Source organism: Picosynechococcus sp. PCC 11901 (genome assembly GCF_005577135.1).
Taxonomy (GTDB): domain Bacteria; phylum Cyanobacteriota; class Cyanobacteriia; order Cyanobacteriales; family MRBY01; genus MRBY01.
In genome coordinates this window covers 1,998,254-2,016,678 of record NZ_CP040360.1, presented here as the reverse complement: position 1 = coordinate 2,016,678, position 18,425 = coordinate 1,998,254, and the positions used below count along the sequence as shown (strand labels likewise).

General features: G+C 49.3%; 16 protein-coding genes and 1 pseudogene. 4 read left to right on the top strand and 13 right to left on the bottom strand.

What is annotated here, in order from left to right; genetic code table 11:
• Window positions 1–13: 13 nt before the first annotated feature.
• Both psb28 and petM read right to left on the bottom strand, forming a co-directional pair.
• Entirely contained in the window at window positions 14–487 is a 474-nt protein-coding gene (gene psb28, locus FEK30_RS10745; RefSeq protein WP_065716329.1) for a photosystem II reaction center protein Psb28, read from the bottom strand.
• A 73-nt stretch (window positions 488–560) separates the two neighbouring features.
• Window positions 561–680 (bottom strand): cytochrome b6-f complex subunit PetM, encoded by a 120-nt coding sequence (petM, locus tag FEK30_RS10740; RefSeq protein ID WP_012306931.1) that lies wholly within the window; start codon window positions 678–680, stop codon window positions 561–563.
• Between the two features lie 207 nt (window positions 681–887).
• Here petM and dcd point away from each other — a divergent pair, with 207 nt between their 5' ends.
• The 3 genes and pseudogenes from dcd to FEK30_RS10725 all read left to right on the top strand — a co-directional run bounded on the left by dcd (window position 888) and on the right by FEK30_RS10725 (window position 4,149).
• Window positions 888–1,484: a dCTP deaminase gene (gene dcd / locus FEK30_RS10735; RefSeq protein WP_030006523.1), complete on the top strand. Its 597-nt coding sequence runs from the start codon at window positions 888–890 to the stop codon at window positions 1,482–1,484.
• A 133-nt stretch (window positions 1,485–1,617) separates the two neighbouring features.
• Window positions 1,618–3,162: an FAD-dependent thymidylate synthase gene (thyX, locus tag FEK30_RS17230; protein ID WP_030006522.1), complete on the top strand. Its 1,545-nt coding sequence runs from the start codon at window positions 1,618–1,620 to the stop codon at window positions 3,160–3,162.
• A 236-nt stretch (window positions 3,163–3,398) separates the two neighbouring features.
• A pseudogene (locus tag FEK30_RS10725) lies at window positions 3,399–4,149 on the top strand (response regulator transcription factor).
• Between the two features lie 34 nt (window positions 4,150–4,183).
• On the opposite strand, the gene FEK30_RS10720 reads toward FEK30_RS10725, so the two are convergent.
• From FEK30_RS10720 to FEK30_RS10680, 9 genes are all read right to left on the bottom strand, one after another.
• Window positions 4,184–4,861: a hypothetical protein gene (locus FEK30_RS10720; RefSeq protein ID WP_138073180.1), complete on the bottom strand. Its 678-nt coding sequence runs from the start codon at window positions 4,859–4,861 to the stop codon at window positions 4,184–4,186.
• A 36-nt stretch (window positions 4,862–4,897) separates the two neighbouring features.
• A complete protein-coding gene (locus tag FEK30_RS10715; RefSeq protein WP_138073179.1) occupies window positions 4,898–5,662 on the bottom strand; it encodes a DUF8581 family protein in 765 nt (254 codons plus the stop codon).
• 53 nt (window positions 5,663–5,715) lie between these two features.
• Window positions 5,716–8,448, bottom strand: coding sequence for a hypothetical protein (locus FEK30_RS10710; RefSeq protein WP_138073178.1), 2,733 nt, complete (start codon window positions 8,446–8,448; stop codon window positions 5,716–5,718).
• Between the two features lie 178 nt (window positions 8,449–8,626).
• A complete protein-coding gene (locus FEK30_RS10705; RefSeq protein WP_030006517.1) occupies window positions 8,627–9,211 on the bottom strand; it encodes a Maf family protein in 585 nt (194 codons plus the stop codon).
• A gap of 106 nt (window positions 9,212–9,317) precedes the next feature.
• Window positions 9,318–9,869 (bottom strand): photosystem II reaction center PsbP, encoded by a 552-nt coding sequence (psbP, locus tag FEK30_RS10700; RefSeq protein ID WP_012306923.1) that lies wholly within the window; start codon window positions 9,867–9,869, stop codon window positions 9,318–9,320.
• 131 nt (window positions 9,870–10,000) lie between these two features.
• Window positions 10,001–11,278, bottom strand: a complete 1,278-nt coding sequence (locus FEK30_RS10695; protein WP_012306922.1) for a glutamyl-tRNA reductase — start codon at window positions 11,276–11,278, stop codon at window positions 10,001–10,003.
• Between the two features lie 257 nt (window positions 11,279–11,535).
• Complete coding sequence (gene glpX, locus FEK30_RS10690; protein WP_012306921.1) at window positions 11,536–12,573, bottom strand: class II fructose-bisphosphatase; 1,038 nt, start codon at window positions 12,571–12,573, stop codon at window positions 11,536–11,538.
• A gap of 143 nt (window positions 12,574–12,716) precedes the next feature.
• Entirely contained in the window at window positions 12,717–14,345 is a 1,629-nt protein-coding gene (locus FEK30_RS10685) for an NB-ARC domain-containing protein (RefSeq protein ID WP_138073177.1), read from the bottom strand.
• Between the two features lie 398 nt (window positions 14,346–14,743).
• Window positions 14,744–15,537, bottom strand: a protein-coding gene (locus FEK30_RS10680; RefSeq protein WP_138073045.1) for an IS5 family transposase whose coding sequence is annotated in 2 segments (ribosomal slippage) — window positions 14,744–15,204 and window positions 15,204–15,537 — 795 coding nt in all. Because the reading frame shifts where the segments join, the coding sequence is not laid out codon by codon here.
• A 170-nt stretch (window positions 15,538–15,707) separates the two neighbouring features.
• On the opposite strand from FEK30_RS10680, the gene FEK30_RS10675 reads away from it, so the two are divergent.
• Complete coding sequence (locus FEK30_RS10675) at window positions 15,708–16,637, top strand: FTR1 family iron permease (protein ID WP_099237529.1); 930 nt, start codon at window positions 15,708–15,710, stop codon at window positions 16,635–16,637.
• Between the two features lie 14 nt (window positions 16,638–16,651).
• Here the strand turns inward: FEK30_RS10675 and FEK30_RS10670 are convergent, their stop codons facing one another.
• Complete coding sequence (locus FEK30_RS10670) at window positions 16,652–17,239, bottom strand: hypothetical protein (RefSeq protein WP_138073176.1); 588 nt, start codon at window positions 17,237–17,239, stop codon at window positions 16,652–16,654.
• Between the two features lie 222 nt (window positions 17,240–17,461).
• Window positions 17,462–18,226 (bottom strand): dienelactone hydrolase family protein, encoded by a 765-nt coding sequence (locus FEK30_RS10665; protein ID WP_065716323.1) that lies wholly within the window; start codon window positions 18,224–18,226, stop codon window positions 17,462–17,464.
• Between the last annotated feature and the right edge of the window lie 199 nt (window positions 18,227–18,425).

Here is an 18,425-nt window from a genome sequence, read left to right as displayed (position 1 = left end):
TTGATCCTGCATCCTAGGCTTCCGAATCTGTTTCTGATGCTAATGGAGATGGTTCATCGGACGTTTCAGCACTTTCACCATAGGCAAAGCCATGTTCATCGGCGTAGCGGTGCATGAAACGCATGAATCTTTCCCAGTGGTCAGCATTGTCAATTTCAAAGCGACAAATGACACCCCGCAGTTCGTCTCCTTCTTCGCCACCAAAGACGATGCGGCAACTGGAGGGGGTAACGGCGATGTCTCCTTCTTCGTCGATCAGTCGGACAATGCCATTAGAACCAGCGGTAAAGCTCTGGAAACGGTCGAGGGCATTGAGTTGGGCAAAGGTCATGGAGACGGATTTAACGCCTGTTTTGGGGTTGCGTTGCAGGCTAACGTTGCTGAGTTCTTCGCTGATGCCGTTGAAAAATTCGATCCGTGGTGTTGGGTCTTGCGGTGGGGGCGGGGCGGCTGGTTCGGTTTGCTTATTTTTAAAAAAGTTAAACATGATTGTGAGGGGCGATCGCCAGTGAGGGAGGGATATAAGGCTATACCCCTATCCTAACAATCGCGCGCTGAACCTATTCGGCTTTGCCTGCTTTATTTTGGATTTTGAGGATCAAAAATCCCCAAGCTACACCAAAGAGGACTGCGGTGATGGCAATGATAAAGCCGTTGAACATCATGCTTTCTGCGCTCATGGAAATACTCCTTATGTCTGGTTGTAATGGGTTGATTTTAAAGCGATTTGGCTACAAACGGTATTTTAAAGCAGGGAGTATTTTTTGGCGGTTGGGGGATTCCGGGGGCGCGGTTGGGATATTCCAGGGGCGATCGCCTAGCCGTAGGCCTATAAATTTGTAAGCAGTTGTGGGAATATATAATGTCTGATTTTTGCCGTAGGGAACATGCTGAAAAACGATATTTGGATCCTCGAACAAGCCCAACAGGGGATGATTTCTCCCTTTGAAGCCTCACTGATCCGCCAGATCCAACTGTCCCCCCAGCAGACTGTACCAGCCCTCAGCTACGGCCTGTCTAGCTATGGCTACGATATTCGCCTCAGCCCCGAAGAATTTCTTATTTTCCGCCACATCCCTGGCACCGTTGTAAACCCCAAAGCTTTCAGCCCGGAAAACCTTGAACGGGTTGACCTCAAGCGCGATGAATACGGTGACTACTTTATTATTCCGGCTAATTCCTATGGTTTGGGCGTGTCCCTCGAAAAAATTCAGATGCCCCCCAACGTCACCGCGATCTGTCTTGGTAAGTCCACCTATGCCCGTGTCGGTCTGATTGCGAACACAACTCCCCTAGAGGCTTCCTGGTGCGGTGCAATCACCCTTGAATTTAGCAATGCCTCTAGTACCGACTGCCGTATTTATGCCAATGAAGGGGTTGTGCAGCTACTTTTCTTTGAAGGAGATCCTTGCAATACCACCTATTCTGATCGGGGGGGCAAATACCAAAACCAAGCCGGAAAAGTCACTTTGCCCAGGGTCTAGATAGATTCTGAATGTGTTTGGCGATCGCCCCAATTTTTATTACAACCCCCATGGACATCGCTTATTTTTGTCTATGGTGAAATCAAATCTTTTCTTTCCCTACATCTCCATTTGCTCCTGAGTTTGAATTGTCATGGATAAATTTCGCGTTGAAGTGCTCCGCTCTACCCCCAACCCCCAACAAACCATCTGGAGTGCCATGCACCAGGACTACTGCGAGGAATTTGTGTGGGAACAACAGAGTAATTTTCCAGACGAACAAAAAGCAGGGGAGTTAATTGTCAAACATCTTTTGGCAGGTGGTCGCGGTCACTATGGCCCCCTGGAACATCCCCAGATTGTTTTTAATGTGGGCTACTTTCCCCACTCGATGATGCAGCAAATCCGGACTCATCGCGTGGGCGTCTCCTTTGATGTACAGTGCCTCGCCGGAGATACAGAAATCACCTTTGTTCAAGCCTCTGGATCTCTCCGCAAAATTAAAATTAGCGATCTCCATGACCTCTGGCACAACGGAGAAAAAGCCATACGGGAACGCAAAATTCGTGGTCGCAAAGGTGAACAACCGGGCTTTTACCGCCGCGACTGCAAAACTCGCTTGCGAAAAATGTCACTAAGGGTGCTGAATGAGGACACTGGTAATTTTGAAATTGGCCATCTCCAAGATGTAATGAGTAGCGGTGAGCAGCCCGTTTATCGCCTGACCTTAGCCGATGGAAAAACCCTTGACTGCACCGTTAATCATCGTCTCTACACGACCCAAGGCTGGCAACGTATGGGAGAAGCTCTGGGTTTAATGACCGATGAAGATCATCAAGTCCTAGCAGTGACAAAAACCTGTGAAGTCATGACCAACGGCGTTGTCCGTCCCGATGCTCTCTACAGTCAGCAATCTTGGTTAGCCGCACAGGTAAAACAAGGGTTAACAGCTCAGCAAATTGCTATTATTTGTGACTGCTCCCCAGACGTGATTCGCCATTGGGCCAAGAAATTTCAATTAAAACTTCCTGCGGGTCATCGACAGCATCTAGAGATTGTCGTTAATAATTCTCGTCGTAATGATCGAGTATGTTCACAAAAGCTCCTTCGTTTTCAGATCGAGTCAAAAGATAGCGGTCCCCGCTTAAAAGCGCATCCGGTGAAGGTGGTTGCCGTGGAATATCTTGGGATCCAGCCCACCTACGATCTGGAAGTACAAGGGCCTTGGCATAATTTTGTGGCGAATGGTGTTGTTGTGCACAATTCTTTCCGCTATACAGGACAGCGGATTATTGACGTTGCAGAAGGCAAGCGGGACGTAGAAGAGGTCTTTTACCTGCGGCCTGTGGGTAAGTATGACAATCGTCAAGGGAAAAAATATTTTTACTCAGAAGAACAACGCCAGGCGGATAAGGAATGGTGTCTGGCTGCCTGCGATCGCTATCGGCAACGGATTGAAGAAGGCTTGGCAGAGGAGCACGCTCGGAGTTTGATTCCTTTTGATGCACGGCAACACTTTGTTATGAGTTGTAATGTGCGATCGCTGATGCATTTGTTAGATTTGCGTTGGAAAAAAGACGCCCAACTAGAAGCCCAACAACTTTGTGAATTATTATTTGTTCACTTTGAAACTTGGTGTCCAGAAATTGCAGCTTGGTACCATAAGAATCGCGCCCAAAAAGCACGCTTGTCGCCTTAAGATTTTCTTTAGATTTTTGAGGCTGAGTGCCGATAAATTTACGCAAAAGTTAACATTGCTTGGTAATCTGTAATGTTCTTTCTAAATAGATCGGGCAGGTGAAACCTTTGAAAATCAAAGAATAAGGCTGATTATCCATAAATTTTGATTGTCATGACCGGGGAATTTTGTGAAAATTCCTTAATCCTTTTGAATTTTCCTTTTAAGATAGAAGCAGTTGCTTTAGCTTGGTTGTGATGCCTCGAATTTTAATTATTGATGATGATCCGGCGATCGCCGAATTGGTTGCGATAAACCTTGAAATGGCGGGTTATGACGTCAGTCGTGCCGAAGACGGTATTAAAGGTCAGGCATTGGCGGTGCAGCTACAACCCGATTTGGTCATGCTGGATCTGATGTTGCCGAAAGTGGACGGGTTTACCGTTTGTCAACGGATCCGGCGGGAAGAACGCACAGCAGATATCCCCATTTTGATGTTAACCGCCCTGGGACAGACCCAAGATAAGGTGGATGGCTTTAATGCCGGGGCCGATGATTACCTCACGAAGCCCTTTGAAGTCGAAGATAATGTTGGTGCGGGTGCGGGCTTTATTGCGACGGAGCGATCGCATTCCCCAGGCCGCCAAACACACAGAAATTTTGAACTACGGCCCGTTAACGTTAATCCCAGAGCGATTCGAGGCGATTTGGTTTGATCAGACTATCAAATTGACTCACCTTGAATTTGAATTGCTCCACTGTCTCCTGCAACGCCATGGTCAGACCATTTCTCCCAGCGAAATCCTCAAGGAAGTGTGGGGCTATGATCCTTCCGATGATATCGAGACCATCCGGGTACACGTTCGCCACCTGCGCACGAAGTTAGAACCGGAGCCCCGTCGTCCCCAGTACATCAAAACGGTTTATGGGGCGGGTTACTGCCTGGAGTTGCCGTCGCGGGTAAACCACGGGGAGACAACTCAGGTCTCGGAGCCAATGAACTCCTAGGCCCAAGTTTGCTTTAGCGTTAATTGATCAGCGATCAAAGGTAATGGAGCCAGCGGAGTCCCCAATTTCTCAGGCGATCGCGCTGGGCAAAGCGATCATAAAGTACCTGGGAAAACAACCAGCGTTTTAGGGGATATCGCCATTGTCGTAATAAGGTCTGCAATCCCCAGCCGAGCAGACCCAAGACGATGGGAACGAGGATCCACAGTAGGGGTTGCGTCATCAGCGTTGACCAACCCAAGATCACAGAGATGAATACAAAGGCGATCGCCAAGGGCCAGGCAAGATAACTGAAACCATACTTTCGTTGTCGCCAGGGTAATTGCGTCAATAATTGCCCAATAAACCACCCTTGAATTTCTGCTAACTGTTGATAGAGGGAAGGCGACGGCAGTAGATCCGCTACTACTTGGTGCAACACACCGCCATCAAGTCCAATTTGGGTCTTTAAAACGTTGATCCCTTCGTAACGCAACAGAAAAGAGAGGGACGCCTGGGGCCAGTCACCTTCTCGAAAAAGCACATATTTTCGCCAAGCGAGGTTGAACTCATCGGTAAACGTTAGGGTTTGCCCTTGGTTTTTGAGCGCTAGGAGCTGCAAAAGGTCATCGTGATCCAACACAAATAAAACCCCGTGGCAGAGTGTGGACTGCGGTGGCGGCGTTAGCTGTTCTTGATCCAGTTGGATGTAGGGGTGGGCGGAAACAGTCACGGGAGGAAAGGCAAAAAGCTTAAATGACAGAGAAAACTATTGGGGCTTAACAAGGGGCGCTCTGGGGAGGCTTGGTCGGGCTTTGGACGTTTGTGAACTCGGTTTGGGTTGTCGTTTGAACGTGCCTTGAATGAGACTGATAAAAAATCTTAAGAGTCCCTGCCATTGCTGTTCGCTGGTTTGGATATTGTGCTGGTGGGCCTGGAGGATTGTCGTGCAGTGGGGATGACTCATCAGGGCTTCGGTGTAGGTATTCGCAATGGTGCCATCCAGTTGCAGGATTGTTTTCGCGTAAATAATGCCTTCGGGGAGGGGCTGTTTCGCTTGTTGGTGCTGTCGTTTGCGTTGGTCAAGGGCAATTTTTAGTTCTCCTAGTTTGCGTAGGCAACAGAGAAATTGGCGATCGCCAAGCAGATTTTGAATTTGCCGCTGATCTTGGGCATCGCCCGTGGGATTGGGGAGTGGGGGTAGAGGGCCGGAGTTTTCACCATGATACAAAGGGTGTGTCGGTTCCCTGAGGAGGGCGTGGTATTGTCGCGCCAGTTGCGATCGCAAATTGCCGTAGGCCGCCTGTAAATCGGGGGAATAATGCTGCTGGCTGAGCGTATCCTCCCTGAGATAATACAAATCTTGGTAAACCTCCTGGGGAATAAATCGCTGACCATCAATGGCATCGACCACCATCGTACTGACCTCTAGGGTGGTTGCATCCAGAAAAACCTGATTTAGAGCCTGGATAAATGGGTTCATAGCAGCAGGCTGGGGCTGAGGGGATTTGGCTTCGGGAGCAGAACGATTCATGGGAGACCAAAAAAGTGGGATGAAACAATTGGGAGCGTCGTTAGCAGTAACACCTAGGACTCTTCTTCTAGAAAAAGAGGCGCTTCGTCTCCAAAATCAAAATCATCAAAGTCCTTGCTATCAAAGGCACTCAGTTCTTCTAAATCTGCTAGCGCTTCTTCTAAATCTAGATCCCCATCGGGGGCGATCGCCGCATCGCTGGCGGATAGATCAATGGCACTGTCTTGATCCAGATTATCGAGGCTGGTGATATCTATCGCTGAATTTTCGTCATCAAGGGCAAGATCGAAATCAGGATCTAGTTCACCCGATAGATCAAGTTCCTCTAACCAACTATCATCGCTGAAATCATTGGTCGGAGCGGCTGTTGCGTCATGGTGATGATTGGCCTCGCTGGTGCCGTTGCTTTCATCTCCTAGGGAAGGGAGATCGGCTGTAAGGTCAAGATCATCATCCCAAAGGGCCATGGCCTCCGGTGGTAAAGTCTGGGGGTCAAGGTCAAGGTCTAAGTCGTCAAAATCCAGGGCTGCAGCATCTTGCGGACTAAGATCATCTGACTGTTGAAAATCTGCCTGAATCACAGTCTCTTTGCTGAACTCACTGGCCTCAAAGTCGTGGGAATTTTCCTGGTGATCAAGGGCTTCGATTTCAAGTTCGGAGAGATGGTCTTGATCGAGATCAAAGTCAAGCAGTGCTGCCTCATCGAGTTCCCCTAGGTTAAAGATATCGGCATCTTCTTCCTCTGGGTCGGCTCTCTCTGACAGCCAAGCGTCGGAATCCGTCGTGGATTCTGGTGGGGCATCAGGATCAGCCGGGGCGATGTGAATATCCTCGGTGAAGTCTTGTTGTTCTAGATCTAAATCAAAGGATGCATCGAGGGGATCAAGGGCCATTTCCCCAGAGAGATCCATCTGGTCGAGGTCAAACTCAAAATCGTCAAATTGCTCAAAATCTTCTTCAGATAGAGCTTCTGGAGCTTCTAGGGAATCGGTATCTGACCCAGAATCATCACTAATATTGTTGGAATGATCAATGGGTTCGAGATCAAGCTCAAAATCACTGGGCAGATCGAAGTCTTCCTCGGCTAGGGGATCTGCCGTTGCCAAGGGATCAGCCCCAAGCTCAAAATCGGCATCAAAAGCATCGGGATCGAGGTCTAGGTCTCCGTTGTCATCTAATTCTAGATCCAAGGCTAAGTCTGAACTGCCAAGGTCTGGGGCATTTAAGGGGCCGAGGGTATTTTCGTCTAAATCTGTGGGGAAGAGGTTGAAATCAAAGGCGTCCAAATCCTCTAGATCCGTGGGTAGGTCTTGGTGATCTGCAATGGTTTCTTCGGGGGCGATCGCCGCATCTGCTTCGGTGGTTTCAATGAGCGTTTCTTCATTACTCCCCAGAAGATCGTCCAAGTCAGCGGCGGCCAAAGTCTCTAAACGTTCTAAGTCAGAGTCCGTAAAGTCTAATTCTTCTTCGCTGAATTCCTCGCTGGGCAAGGCATCATCTGCCGTCAACTCTGATGAAGCTTCCGGGTCACTGTCAAAATCGGCGGTGGTGACATCCGGGAAGGCTTGGCTTAGGCGATCGCCAAGTTCATCTTCCGGGAGTTCGCCGAGGGCCAGATCCTCGATGAAAATATCCTCCCCAAAGTCAGCGATGGTTTCATTGAAGTCCCCTAAGTCTGCTTCACTATCACCATCATTAGCTTCGGACTCTGCCAGATCAGGTAAAGCCTCTGCTTCTGCGACCAGTTCCTGCTCCAACCAATTTTCCGGAAGGGGAGGTAAAGGCAATCGGTCTGTCTCCGGCCCATCGAGGGACGTGATCTCTGTGACGCCTGGGTGATTGTGCCAATCCTGATTCAAAAATGCAAATAAAGTCTCATCATCGACCGCATCTAGATCCGTGGTTTCTAACGATGTCGCTGTCTCTGCTACGGGAGTTTCGGGGTCTTCAAGTAAATCTTCTAATTCTAAAGCGTCTACTGCCTCATCTCCGAAGGGATCGCTGTCTACTTCAAAATCTGCCAAATTGGGGACATAGGCATCGGGGCGATCGTCGTTAGCCCGTTCTGCCGCCGTGCTATCAACGGGGGTTTCCCAATCTTCAATTTCTGGGGCCTCATGGATCGTCAGAGATGCCTCTGGCGTTTCATCCAGGGCAATTTCCGCAAAATTATCTAAAAAGTTGAGAGAATCAGCATCCGCTAGATCCTTCGCCTCGTTCTTTTCTGCGACAAAGCTGGGCTGAGGTTCCGCAGCTGATTCGGTCGGGGCATCTGGGGCTACCGTTGGCAGGGAGTTATGGGGCAGAGGGGGAATTTTGTCACTCTCCGGCGGCGTTTCCGAAAAAGGCTCAACAACCTTCACCGTTGCAGCCATGAGCGTTTGGTTAGGAATTTCAAGGAACTTCAAATCTAGGGGTTCCTCGGCATTCATCAAGCGGTCGTATTGCTGCAGGGTCACGAGCAACTGAAATAGCTGCTGCAAACCCTGGAAATTTTCTTGAATTTTACGGTGACCCAGGGCAACCTGCTGTTGGTGAAAATGCTGGAGATTTTGGTACTGAGCAGTATTGAGTACGGCCTCGCCGACATCATTTTCGACGGTGCCATTAATGAGATCGACTTGGGTATGGAGACTCGTATCGGGAGGGTAGGGCTCACCCTGGTCAGGATGACGGACAATGCGAGTCGTAATATTTAGGGTTGCTGCCTTACTCGCCACCATCGTAAAGGCTTTGGAAAGGTCGCCGCTGCGGAGAGCTTGCTTAAATTCATCGCTTAAGGACATGGTGGAATCTCCTTGGTCACTGGGTTGGCGCAAAAATGGGGGCGCGGTATGGATAAAAGCCTGGGGATGGTGGCTGGGCGGATGTTATTTCTTCTCAGAATATCCCATCCCTAAAATGTCGTTGGTAAAATGCCAGTAAGTGTAACATTGCCCTATTTGTTTGACATTGCCGCTGATCCTAGGGCCACAGGTGCTGAACGGTATAGCCGAGGTGGGTCAGCATTTCCCGTAATAGCGGCAGGCTCAAGCCAATAACATTACTATGGCAGCCTTCAATTTTTTCGATAAAAAGTCCCCCTTTTCCTTCAAGGGCAAAACACCCCGCACATTGTAGGGGTTCACCGCTGCGCACATAGGCCGCAATGGTGTCATCGTCAATGGCCGCGAAATAGACTTTGGTGACTCCGTGGCGTACGAGCAGTTGGTTTTGGGTTTGATCCACGAGGGCATGGCCTGTATAGAGCAAACCGTAATGGCCCCGCATGGTTTGCCACCGGGCGATCGCCTCAGTAGGGGAGGCCGGTTTCCCCAGGATTTCGCCCCGGACATGGAGCACCGAATCGCAGCCGAGGATTAAAGCATCTTGACGATGTTGGGCCACGGTTTTTGCTTTGGCCGCAGCGAGGGCTTCGACCAACTGGGCCGGATCATCATGGTGAATTTGGGATTCATCAAAGTGACTCACGTGGACAATGGGGTTGATCCCAATGCCTTGGAGTAAACGACGACGGGCTGGGGAAGCGGACGCAAGGACAAATTCCATGGTGTTTTGAGGTAAGGCGGCGCAAACAAAGGCAATTACAGCATACCCAGGTGGATGCACTGGCGGATCAAGGTGTCAAAAATATTGCTTCAATATGGCTCATCAATTAGACCTTAAAGGAATTGACCATCGCGTTAAAGAGTTTCTCCACTTGGGGCCAACGGCTTTCGCGGGTCGAGAGATTAAAGGTATAGAGTTTCCCTAGCTTGACGGCAACGGTGGCGAGGTCATGGCGCATTTGACCTTCAGGGAGGGTGACGCGATATTCGAGGGTGTAATAGGTTTGGCCCTTGTCGGTGCGGCTTTCGGCCCGGATCAATTCAGGTTGGCGATCGCTATTTTGGCTTGCTTCTTTCATGAACCGATAGCCAACGTCGGTGGGGGTGCCGAGATCGTTTAAGGCTTTATCGGCGGGAACATCACTGATAATGACGCTCAAATTTTCGGAATATTCCACCAAATCCCGAAACACCACATCTACGCCAGTATCGCTCTTGCTGACGTCAACGGGAATCCAACCATTGGGATAGAGAAACTGATAGCCATAGGTGCCATTGCTATAGCCCTGGAGGCTACCAACGCCACCACAAGCAGCCAACGTACAACTAATCACGATCAACAAACTGGCGATCGCCTTTTTCCATCGATTTTGGCGCATTTATTTACCTCAGAAATTTAAAAGAAATTAAAAAATAAACTTACAGAGCCGGAGTCTCCGCGTTCATCATCCTAGCGAAAACACCGGCTCAAACCGAAATTTATTGGGTTTAATAATGCCTTAGGCTCTTGCTAAATCGCCTCTTCCGTTTCGAGGTTAAACAGCATTTGCAGCGATTGTAGACAAACTCGACGGGCTTCGATGTCCTGTTGAGCCCGCAGTTGCACCATCGGATCATGGAGAATTTTATTAACAATCCCCCGCGTCAAGGTTTCAATGACTTCCTGGTGCTTCTCTTCAAATTCTGCGCCGAGGCGAGAGAGGGCTTTTTCCAGCTCCTGCTCCCGAATGCTTTCGACTTTGCTGCGTAGGGAACTAATGGTCGGAACGGTTTCGAGGGACTGCCACCATTGGATATAGTTTTCTACTTCCTCTTCTAAAAGAGCTTCGGCTTCTTCGGCCATTTTGCGGCGGGATGCTTGGTTTTGGGCGACTACTTCCTTGAGGGCGTCCACATTATATAAACGCACGCCGGCGATTTCTTCCACATCGGCAGCAACGTTAAGGGGCACAGAAATATCGATCAAAATTAACGTGTGAAGATCGAGATTTTCCAGTTTTGCCCGATCGAGAATCGGTTCCGTCGCCCCGGTACTGGTAAAGACAATGTCCGCCTGTTCAACGACATTGAGCATCTCTGGTAACAGTTCTAATTGCAGATCCACATCGGGGAATTTTTTCGCGAGATCCCGCGCCCCCCGTTCGGAACGGTTGACGATAGTGATGTCTTCAGCCCCTTTAGAAACGAGGTGTTGCACCAACAGACGCGACATTTTCCCGGCACCGATAATCGCAATTTTTTGATTGGAAAGATCCTTGACCTTCATCTGGGCCAATTCCACGGCGGCGGAGCTAATGGAAACGGCCCCGGTGCCAATGTTGGTTTCGCTGCGGACGCGTTTCCCGGCAGTGATCGCCCGTTTGAACATCCGGTCGAGTAAGCGCCCTAGGCCTTTATGCTGTTGACCGAGTTTGTGGGCGGCTTTGACCTGGGCGAGGATTTGGCCTTCGCCGAGAACGAGGCTTTCTAGGCCCGCAGCGACTCGCAATAAATGACGAATGGCATCTTGGTGCAGCAGGGTGAAGAGGTAACGGCGCAGGCGGTTGAGTTGGAGTTGTCCTGTTTCCGCGAGAAATTGGCAAATTTCCCGCACGCCCTGTTCTGTTTCCTGCACGACGGCATAGATTTCAAGGCGGTTACAGGTACTGATAACGGCGACTTCTTCTACGTGGGGGTAGGATTTGAGGTGGGCGATCGCCTCGTCCATTTTCGCTTCTTGAATACTGAGTTTTTCGCGGATTTCGACGGGGGCTGTTTTATGACTCAGGCCAACAACAACGATATTCATGGGGTTTTCTCTAAAGGTTTGATCTCTCTAGGGCTCCAACATCCAAGGGAAGCGCAGAGTTCTATTAAAGGATTTTTTTAACTTCCTATGCAATGTAGTCTCCGAACATTTAGGGACAAAAGGTTTTGTAAAGAAAATTTATGTAACTTTACGGCATCCTAATCGCTGACAGCGCACGAAAAAAGGCGACCCCTTGTTGGCGATCGCCCTTTTGTTGCAGACAGATTAAACTCCAATGATCGCCGTCAAGCCCGATCCTAGAGTTGAATGTTTTGGGGGTTGTCCCACATGTGAATGGTATCCACGAAGCGAGCTGTCATGGATTGGCTAGAAATAACCAGAGACTGGGTGCGTGCGCCACCATGGAACAGACGAACCCCTTCCATGAGGGTGCCGGGGGTAATCCCACAGGCCGCGAACAGAACCGTTTCACCGGAAGCCAATTCTTCTGCTTCGTAAACCTTGTCCGGATCTTCAACGCCCATGGACTTGAGGCGTTTGATATTTTCTTCGCGATTCCAGTCCGCACTTTCGGGGGTATTCACATCGGCGGGATCGTAAATCAGTTGTCCTTGGAAGTGACCACCCAAACAACGCATCGCGGCGGCACTGATCACCCCTTCCGGAGCGGCCCCGATTCCCATCAGCGCATGGATGTTCGTCCCAGCAAAGGCAGCACAAATTGCCGCAGAAACGTCCCCATCGCTAATCAAACGAACCCGGGCGCCAGTGGCTCGAATTTCTTTGATCAGATCTTTGTGACGGGGGCGATCCATCACGATAATGACTAATTCTTCTGGGCTACGATTTAAGCACTCAGACAAAATTTTGATGTTTTCGGTGGCTGACTTGCGAATGTCAACTTTCCCTTTGGCGGCTGGGGGCGCGGCCAATTTTTTCATGTAGTAGTCGGGGGCATGGAACAGACCGCCTTTTTCGGAAATGGCGAGGACTGCCATGGAACCGGGTTGACCGTTGGCAACGAGGTTGGTGCCTTCACAGGGGTCAACGGCAATGTCAATTTCGATCAGTTCATCGGGGTTGCAATAGGCTTTGGCATCTTCACGGGTACAGATACCGACTTCTTCACCGATGTAAAGCATGGGGGCATCATCCCGCTCCCCTTCACCGATAACGATGCGACCGCGCATATGAATTTGATTCATCCGTTCCCGCATGGCTTCAACGGCCACTTGGTCGGCGGTATCTTTTTCGCCCATCCCCATCCATTTGGCAGAGGCGATCGCCGCTTGTTCGACAACTTCAATAATTTCTAAACCGAGGGTGCTTTCCACGCTTTTTATCCTCCAGACTGCGACTGTTGATCAAAACCACCAGTCATTTAGTTTTTTTGTAAACACCCCAAAGTCTATCAGAGAAGGGCGATCGCCTCAGAAGATTCCCAGAAAAGTTTTTCCTTTAAATATCTCCGGATGGGCTAGAGAAAATAGGTCGTTAAGGTTTCATATAGAAGGGTGAGATTGGTTTGGCGATAGTCGTGCTGGAGGGAGTTTGCAGGGGGCGTGTTTTGGGCAAGTCGCCGCAAATTTGCTTGGATTTGTGAAAAATCCCGATAACGATTTTGCAGTCCCTTCAGGATCGGGCAAATAACGGGGGAAGTCAGGATATTTGGATCGGCTCCCTGGGGCATGAGGGGGAAATGTTTGAGGTGATTAAAGTGGGTTTGGGGTAAGTTGGCGATCGCCTGGATAATTTCTTGGCAACATTCCCGGGTAAATTCCTGGGCGAGGTAACGCTGGATAGACGGTTGCAGGCCAAAGTAGGGACGATGATTTTCTTTTTTCTCCAGGAGGAAACGTCGGTCAAGGGAGCGCACCGCATCCCAAACTTCACTGGCAAAGGGCATTTCTACATGAAAGTTAGCCTGTAGTTGTTCGAGGGTAATGGATTTGCCCCACAACATCAGCCAGTAGAGCACTTCCTGTTCGGAGTTGCTAATGCGGCAGGTGAGATTGTAGAGGATATCCCGTAGGGTATTGCCACCGATAATTGTTTCTTGGTTTTGAAATTGCGCCACAGAACCGCCGTACCATTCTTGAATCCCCGTGGCAATTAGCCGGAGCTTGAGGGGGTTGCCGCGATAGGTCTCGACCAAATCAGCCCAAAGCTCTGGGTCTTGGAGGTTATATTCCTGGAGGATTTGCTGGGCGACTAAATTACTGAGGCCTTCGACGGTGATCAATGTGACCCTGGGGTTGTCCGTGGCTAAGGCTTCGATGGCGGGGGAATGTTCCCGGGAAATCACGACAACGGTGCCAGCTAGACTCTGGTGGGCGATCGCCTCTAAAAATTCCACATACATTACGTGTTGCGGTTGATAGTTCCCCGACAGACAAGCGGTGGCAAAGAGCAGTTCCCAGTGGTCAAAAACTAAGATCTTCGGCTGCTGTTGCAAATGATCCTGGAGTTGGGCGATCGCCCCGTCAGGGTGTTCCGCTAAAGCCCATTCCTGCTGAATCAAAGCCCAATTGTGATCAAACATGAGGCGATCGCTGAGGTTACACCAGAGCGTGTTTTCCTGGAGTGGTGGGTGGTGCCGGAGCACTTCGCTGACAAGGGTGGTCTTTCCCAGGCCGCCACCCCCTAGCACGAAGATTAATGAAATATCCCTTTGTTGGAGCCGTTGCCCTAGGGTGCGCAGGGTTGACTCTTGGTTATAAAAATGATTCTTGTTTCTCGGAATCCCTTGGTACTGGGGTGGTGTTGGGGCTGGCACTTGGGACTCCGTCGTTGCGGCCATACCGTTGGGCACGATTTTATCGACCGCTGCCTTTTCTTGTTCCGAGAGCTGCTCATATTTAGTGGTCAAAGCCAACTGGAGTGAACGAATCCCCACCCGTTGGTTACAATAACGTCCGAGGCGTTTCCAAAGATCCGGAGCAATAACCCGTTTTACATAGCTGTGGGAATAGCCATCGATCTGAATATCTTTTAATTTGTACCCTTCTAACGCCCGTAATAATAGCTCTTGACGCAGTCCATCCAGGGGGTCCCCGTGTTTGTGACTAAGCCAAATACAAAGCTGAAGAAGCGTAAGGTTGGTCATGTGGCGTTATTCGATGAAATGTTAGGTGACGGCTGCAATGGACAATGCTCTGCCACACACTAAGGCAACTATCTAAGAGTTTATCTGTATTCCTTTCCTTCCTGGTGTCCTTGACCAAAAGTTGTGAATAATATGACTTTGTGAATAAAATGACTTTCTGCAGTTGCCAATAGAGAGCAAAATGTTGCAGAAAATGCATTGTGAGCATTTTTGAGTTGCTTTATTTTTGACCATTCGGTCAAGATAAAAAATGCCTTGTCAGAGCCGTTAAGCATTAATCGTGATTGGCCGTCACTTTTATGCAAAATTTGGATGCAAAATATTCATCGCAGCGATGGTGAGAGTAAGGGACTTTTGGCGATCGCCTAGGTCTTAGAGACCATTTATAAAGTAAATCTTTAGGAAACTAGCCGACGCAACATCAGACGACTCATGGAAGCATAAATCCCTGCCTCCGACACTTCTGATAATTGCTCATAGTCTTTACTAAGGCGACGATAATAATTCAACCAACCAAATGTACGTTCAACAATCCAACGCTTCGGGAGTACCATGAATTCTTTACTGTTTCTGCTAATCACTTCCACCTTGGCTTGCACCATTAACCAGAGACTTAAGGCAAAGCGTCCTCCTCGATATCCAGCATCTACCCACATCAACCGCAATCGCTTCAACATCTGCTGTTGCTGCTCCCTTAGCTCCATCACTGCAGCAAGGGCAAAGGTTCGTTCTGAGCTATTTCCCTCGGAGACCATCACTTTGTAAAGTAACCCTAAACTGTCGACTAGCAAGTTTCTCCGTCTTCCTTTGACCTGTTTCCCGCCATCGAAGCCATAGACATCGCCCTTTTTTCTGTCGTCTTGACCGATTGGCTATCGGCAATCAGGACGCTAGGTTCTGGGGTTTTCCCCACTGCTTGACGGCAGCGAGTCCGCAAAGCATGGTTGATGTTTTCCCAAACTCCCTGCCTCTGCCATTTGCGATAGTAGTAGTACACCGTGGAGGAGGGAGGAAAGTCCTTGGGCAGATAGGCCCATTGACAACCGGTTTTGAGGAGATAGAAAATCCCATTGCAGACCTGTCGCATATCAGTAGTACGTGGATGACCGCCGGACTTTGGAGCAGGAATCAAGGGTTCTAGTAAAGCCCATTCTGCATCGGTCAGGTCACTGGGGTAAGAAGCTTGAGACATTGGTGCTATTCTCCTGTGTCGTTACGCTTATGCTTGACCTTAACGACTTCACGGGCAAAAATCCTGTTCTCTTTATCTTTACTTTATAAACACCCTCTTAGGGAAAATCCTTTAGGATCAAAAAAGCATTGCGCAAGCGAAAAACGTCACCGAAATTGATGGGATCAGTTATGGAAATTAGTGCAGCATTACCCGCCTTTGTGATTACGTTGCGGGAGGGCTTTGAAGCGGCCCTGGTGGTGGGCATTGTCTTGGCTTGTCTGGCGAAAGCGCAGCAGATGTCCCTGCAAAAGTGGGTCTATGGTGGCATTGGTGCCGGGTTGGGGGCGAGTGTCCTGGTGGGCTGGGGTCTGTGGGGGCTGCTGTTACAGGTGGCGACGGCAGATGGAGCCTATGCGCCAGTGTTTAAACAAATCCTCGAAGGGAGTTTTGGGGTTGTGGCGATCGCCATGTTGAGTTGGATGCTCATTTGGATGACCCGCCAGGCCAAATCTTTAAAGTCCGATGTCGAAGGGGCATTGCAAGCGGCACTCCAGGACAGAGAAACGGCAGCTTGGGCTGTCTTTTCCCTGATTTTTATTGCGGTACTCCGGGAGGGATTTGAAACGGTAATTTTTATTGTGGCTCAATTCCAAGGGGGATGGCTGCCGCCGAGTCTTGGGGCGATGGCTGGCTTAACTGCGGCAACGGTGCTGGGGTTTCTCCTCTTTGCCCTGGGGGTACGGCTGAATATCAAGTTATTTTTTCAGGTGATGGGAATCTTTCTGCTGCTGATTATTGCGGGGCTGGTGGTCGGTGTTTTAAAGCACATCGATGCGGCGATCGCCCTTTTTGCCCAGATCCAAACCCAATATCAAGCCCTCTGCATTTCTCCAGCCCCAGCCTGCGTTCTAGGGATTCAGCTTTGGGATTTGTCAGAAACTTTACCCGATAAACAGTTTCCGGGGATTTTGCTGAAATCTTTGTTGGGTTATCGCCAAAAAATTTACCTGGCCCAGGCGATCGCCTATGTGCTCTTTCTCAGTTCCGTGGGCACACTTTATCTTTATAGCCTCGGTTTGTTCCGTAGACCCGATGTCCCCTCAGTGAAACAACCCTAGGTAAATCGTTTTAGCTAATCATCGTAATCATACGAACGCACGCGACCACATTGCCGCAACAAATAGGGAGGCACTGGGTTGCCGCGATAATATTCCTGTCGCCACCGGGCTGGTAAGCAACTAGCATCGATGCCGTAGTCAAACCCGCGCTGATAACGGTAGTTATTGTAGTAGTTACGATCGAAAAGAACACCGAGAATAATGTCACGGATCAAACTGTCATTTCCCCTAGGCAGACCGAAGGTTTGAAACAGGCTCCGACGCAGATTTTGGTCGCGTCTTAGGAAATAAAAAAGCTCGCGGGGAATACGATTGTTGTAATTGCGATCAATGTCATTAAAAATTCTATCCCAGGAAGAAATTTCATCTCGCCAGTCGTATCGACGGTATTGATATCGATAGCGATCATCGTCGTCATCGTCATAATCATCCCAGTCATCATCGTCATCATAATCCCAACGATATCTGTAGTATTCGTAGGAATTTTCGGGGGTGTTGTTTCTTCTGGGGTCAGCGGCGGCGGGCAATGTGGGCAGTAGTGACCCCAAAGTCAGGAGGGGAATAAGGCCCAGCAGTACCCATTGACGTGTGAAGGGTTTCATGGTGCTAAATATCCTGCTTAACTCAATCCTTGTGTAAAAGTCCATGACAGGTTAAGCCACGGAAAAGTTTCCCAATGGGCGTGAAATTAATGATGTAAAAATTTGTACTAATTGCTGTTTTACCGTGGCGAAAAACATCAAAAAAGCAAGCCTGGAATGATATTTTTCCAAAACTTGCCGATAATGAACTGTAACTTTTCTGAAATGAAAAATTGATCTGGTTTAAAAAACTGTTTTTAAAAATTCGAGCAATTCATCCCAGGATTTGAGATCCGCTTGGGGGTCATAATCGCTAGAATCCCACTTGGTAAAAGAGTGCAAGCCACCCCCATAGATTTCCATGTCGTAGGTCACGCCTGCTTCGTTTAAATCTGTGGCGAGGGCGGCCACCTCAGCGATGGGAGAGACAGGATCAGCGGAGCCATGGAGCACTAAAACGGAACCTGTGGTTTCACTGTAATCTTGGCCTTCTGGTAGGGCTAAGCCGCCATGGAAGGAAATGAAACCATCGAGATCTGCCCCTGACCGGGCCATTTCTAGTACCGCTGACCCCCCAAAGCAATAGCCCATGATGGCAACTTTTTCTGGGTCAACCCCTTCGAGTTGCTTGGCGACTTTTAAGCCTGCTTGTAATCTTTCGCGCATTAGTTGGCGATCGCCATAGAGTTTGCCACTTTCTGCTTGGGATTCAGCGACATTTTCGGGTCGTACCCCCTGACCATACAGATCAAGGGCAAGTACCGTATAACCTTGGGTCGAGAGCATATTCGCGCGCATTTTCTCGTAGCGATTGAGGCCATCCCAGTCGTGCACGAGTAAAACAATCGGCTGATCATCCCCAAAGCCTTCGTTGCGGGCAACATACCCCTCAAAGGGTTGGTCATCGATGTTATAAACCAAAGGATAGGCAACAACATCCGCCTGGGCCGGCATACTGAAGCCAGCACCCACCATGAGCGTTAGGCCAAACAAGAGTTTTCGTAACATTTTCAAAGGAGTTCCCATCGAGTAAATCAACTAATTAACTCGTATTGTAGTGGTTTCAGACAATCACCCCTTGGCCTGGGGAAAGCGGGCGACAAAACTGAAGCTAAGCAGAAAAAGAGTTAAAAATTTCCTGAAAATCCCAACGTTAGCGATACAAAGGGGAAATTTTCGCGCAAAATAAAATCACTTGACTGCACCA

Bases quoted from the DNA above. Each gene is read 5' to 3' on its own strand.
- psb28 (WP_065716329.1), bottom strand. From the start codon at position 487: ATGTTTAACTTTTTTAAAAATAAGCAAACCGAACCAGCCGCCCCGCCC.
- petM (WP_012306931.1), bottom strand. From the start codon at position 680: ATGAGCGCAGAAAGCATGATGTTCAACGGCTTTATCATTGCCATCACC.
- dcd (WP_030006523.1), top strand. From the start codon at position 888: ATGCTGAAAAACGATATTTGGATCCTCGAACAAGCCCAACAGGGGATG.
- thyX (WP_030006522.1), top strand. From the start codon at position 1,618: ATGGATAAATTTCGCGTTGAAGTGCTCCGCTCTACCCCCAACCCCCAA.
- FEK30_RS10715 (WP_138073179.1), bottom strand. From the start codon at position 5,662: ATGAATCGTTCTGCTCCCGAAGCCAAATCCCCTCAGCCCCAGCCTGCT.
- FEK30_RS10710 (WP_138073178.1), bottom strand. From the start codon at position 8,448: ATGTCCTTAAGCGATGAATTTAAGCAAGCTCTCCGCAGCGGCGACCTT.
- FEK30_RS10705 (WP_030006517.1), bottom strand. From the start codon at position 9,211: ATGGAATTTGTCCTTGCGTCCGCTTCCCCAGCCCGTCGTCGTTTACTC.
- psbP (WP_012306923.1), bottom strand. From the start codon at position 9,869: ATGCGCCAAAATCGATGGAAAAAGGCGATCGCCAGTTTGTTGATCGTG.
- FEK30_RS10695 (WP_012306922.1), bottom strand. From the start codon at position 11,278: ATGAATATCGTTGTTGTTGGCCTGAGTCATAAAACAGCCCCCGTCGAA.
- FEK30_RS10685 (WP_138073177.1), bottom strand. From the start codon at position 14,345: ATGACCAACCTTACGCTTCTTCAGCTTTGTATTTGGCTTAGTCACAAA.
- FEK30_RS10675 (WP_099237529.1), top strand. From the start codon at position 15,708: ATGGAAATTAGTGCAGCATTACCCGCCTTTGTGATTACGTTGCGGGAG.
- FEK30_RS10670 (WP_138073176.1), bottom strand. From the start codon at position 17,239: ATGAAACCCTTCACACGTCAATGGGTACTGCTGGGCCTTATTCCCCTC.
- FEK30_RS10665 (WP_065716323.1), bottom strand. From the start codon at position 18,226: ATGTTACGAAAACTCTTGTTTGGCCTAACGCTCATGGTGGGTGCTGGC.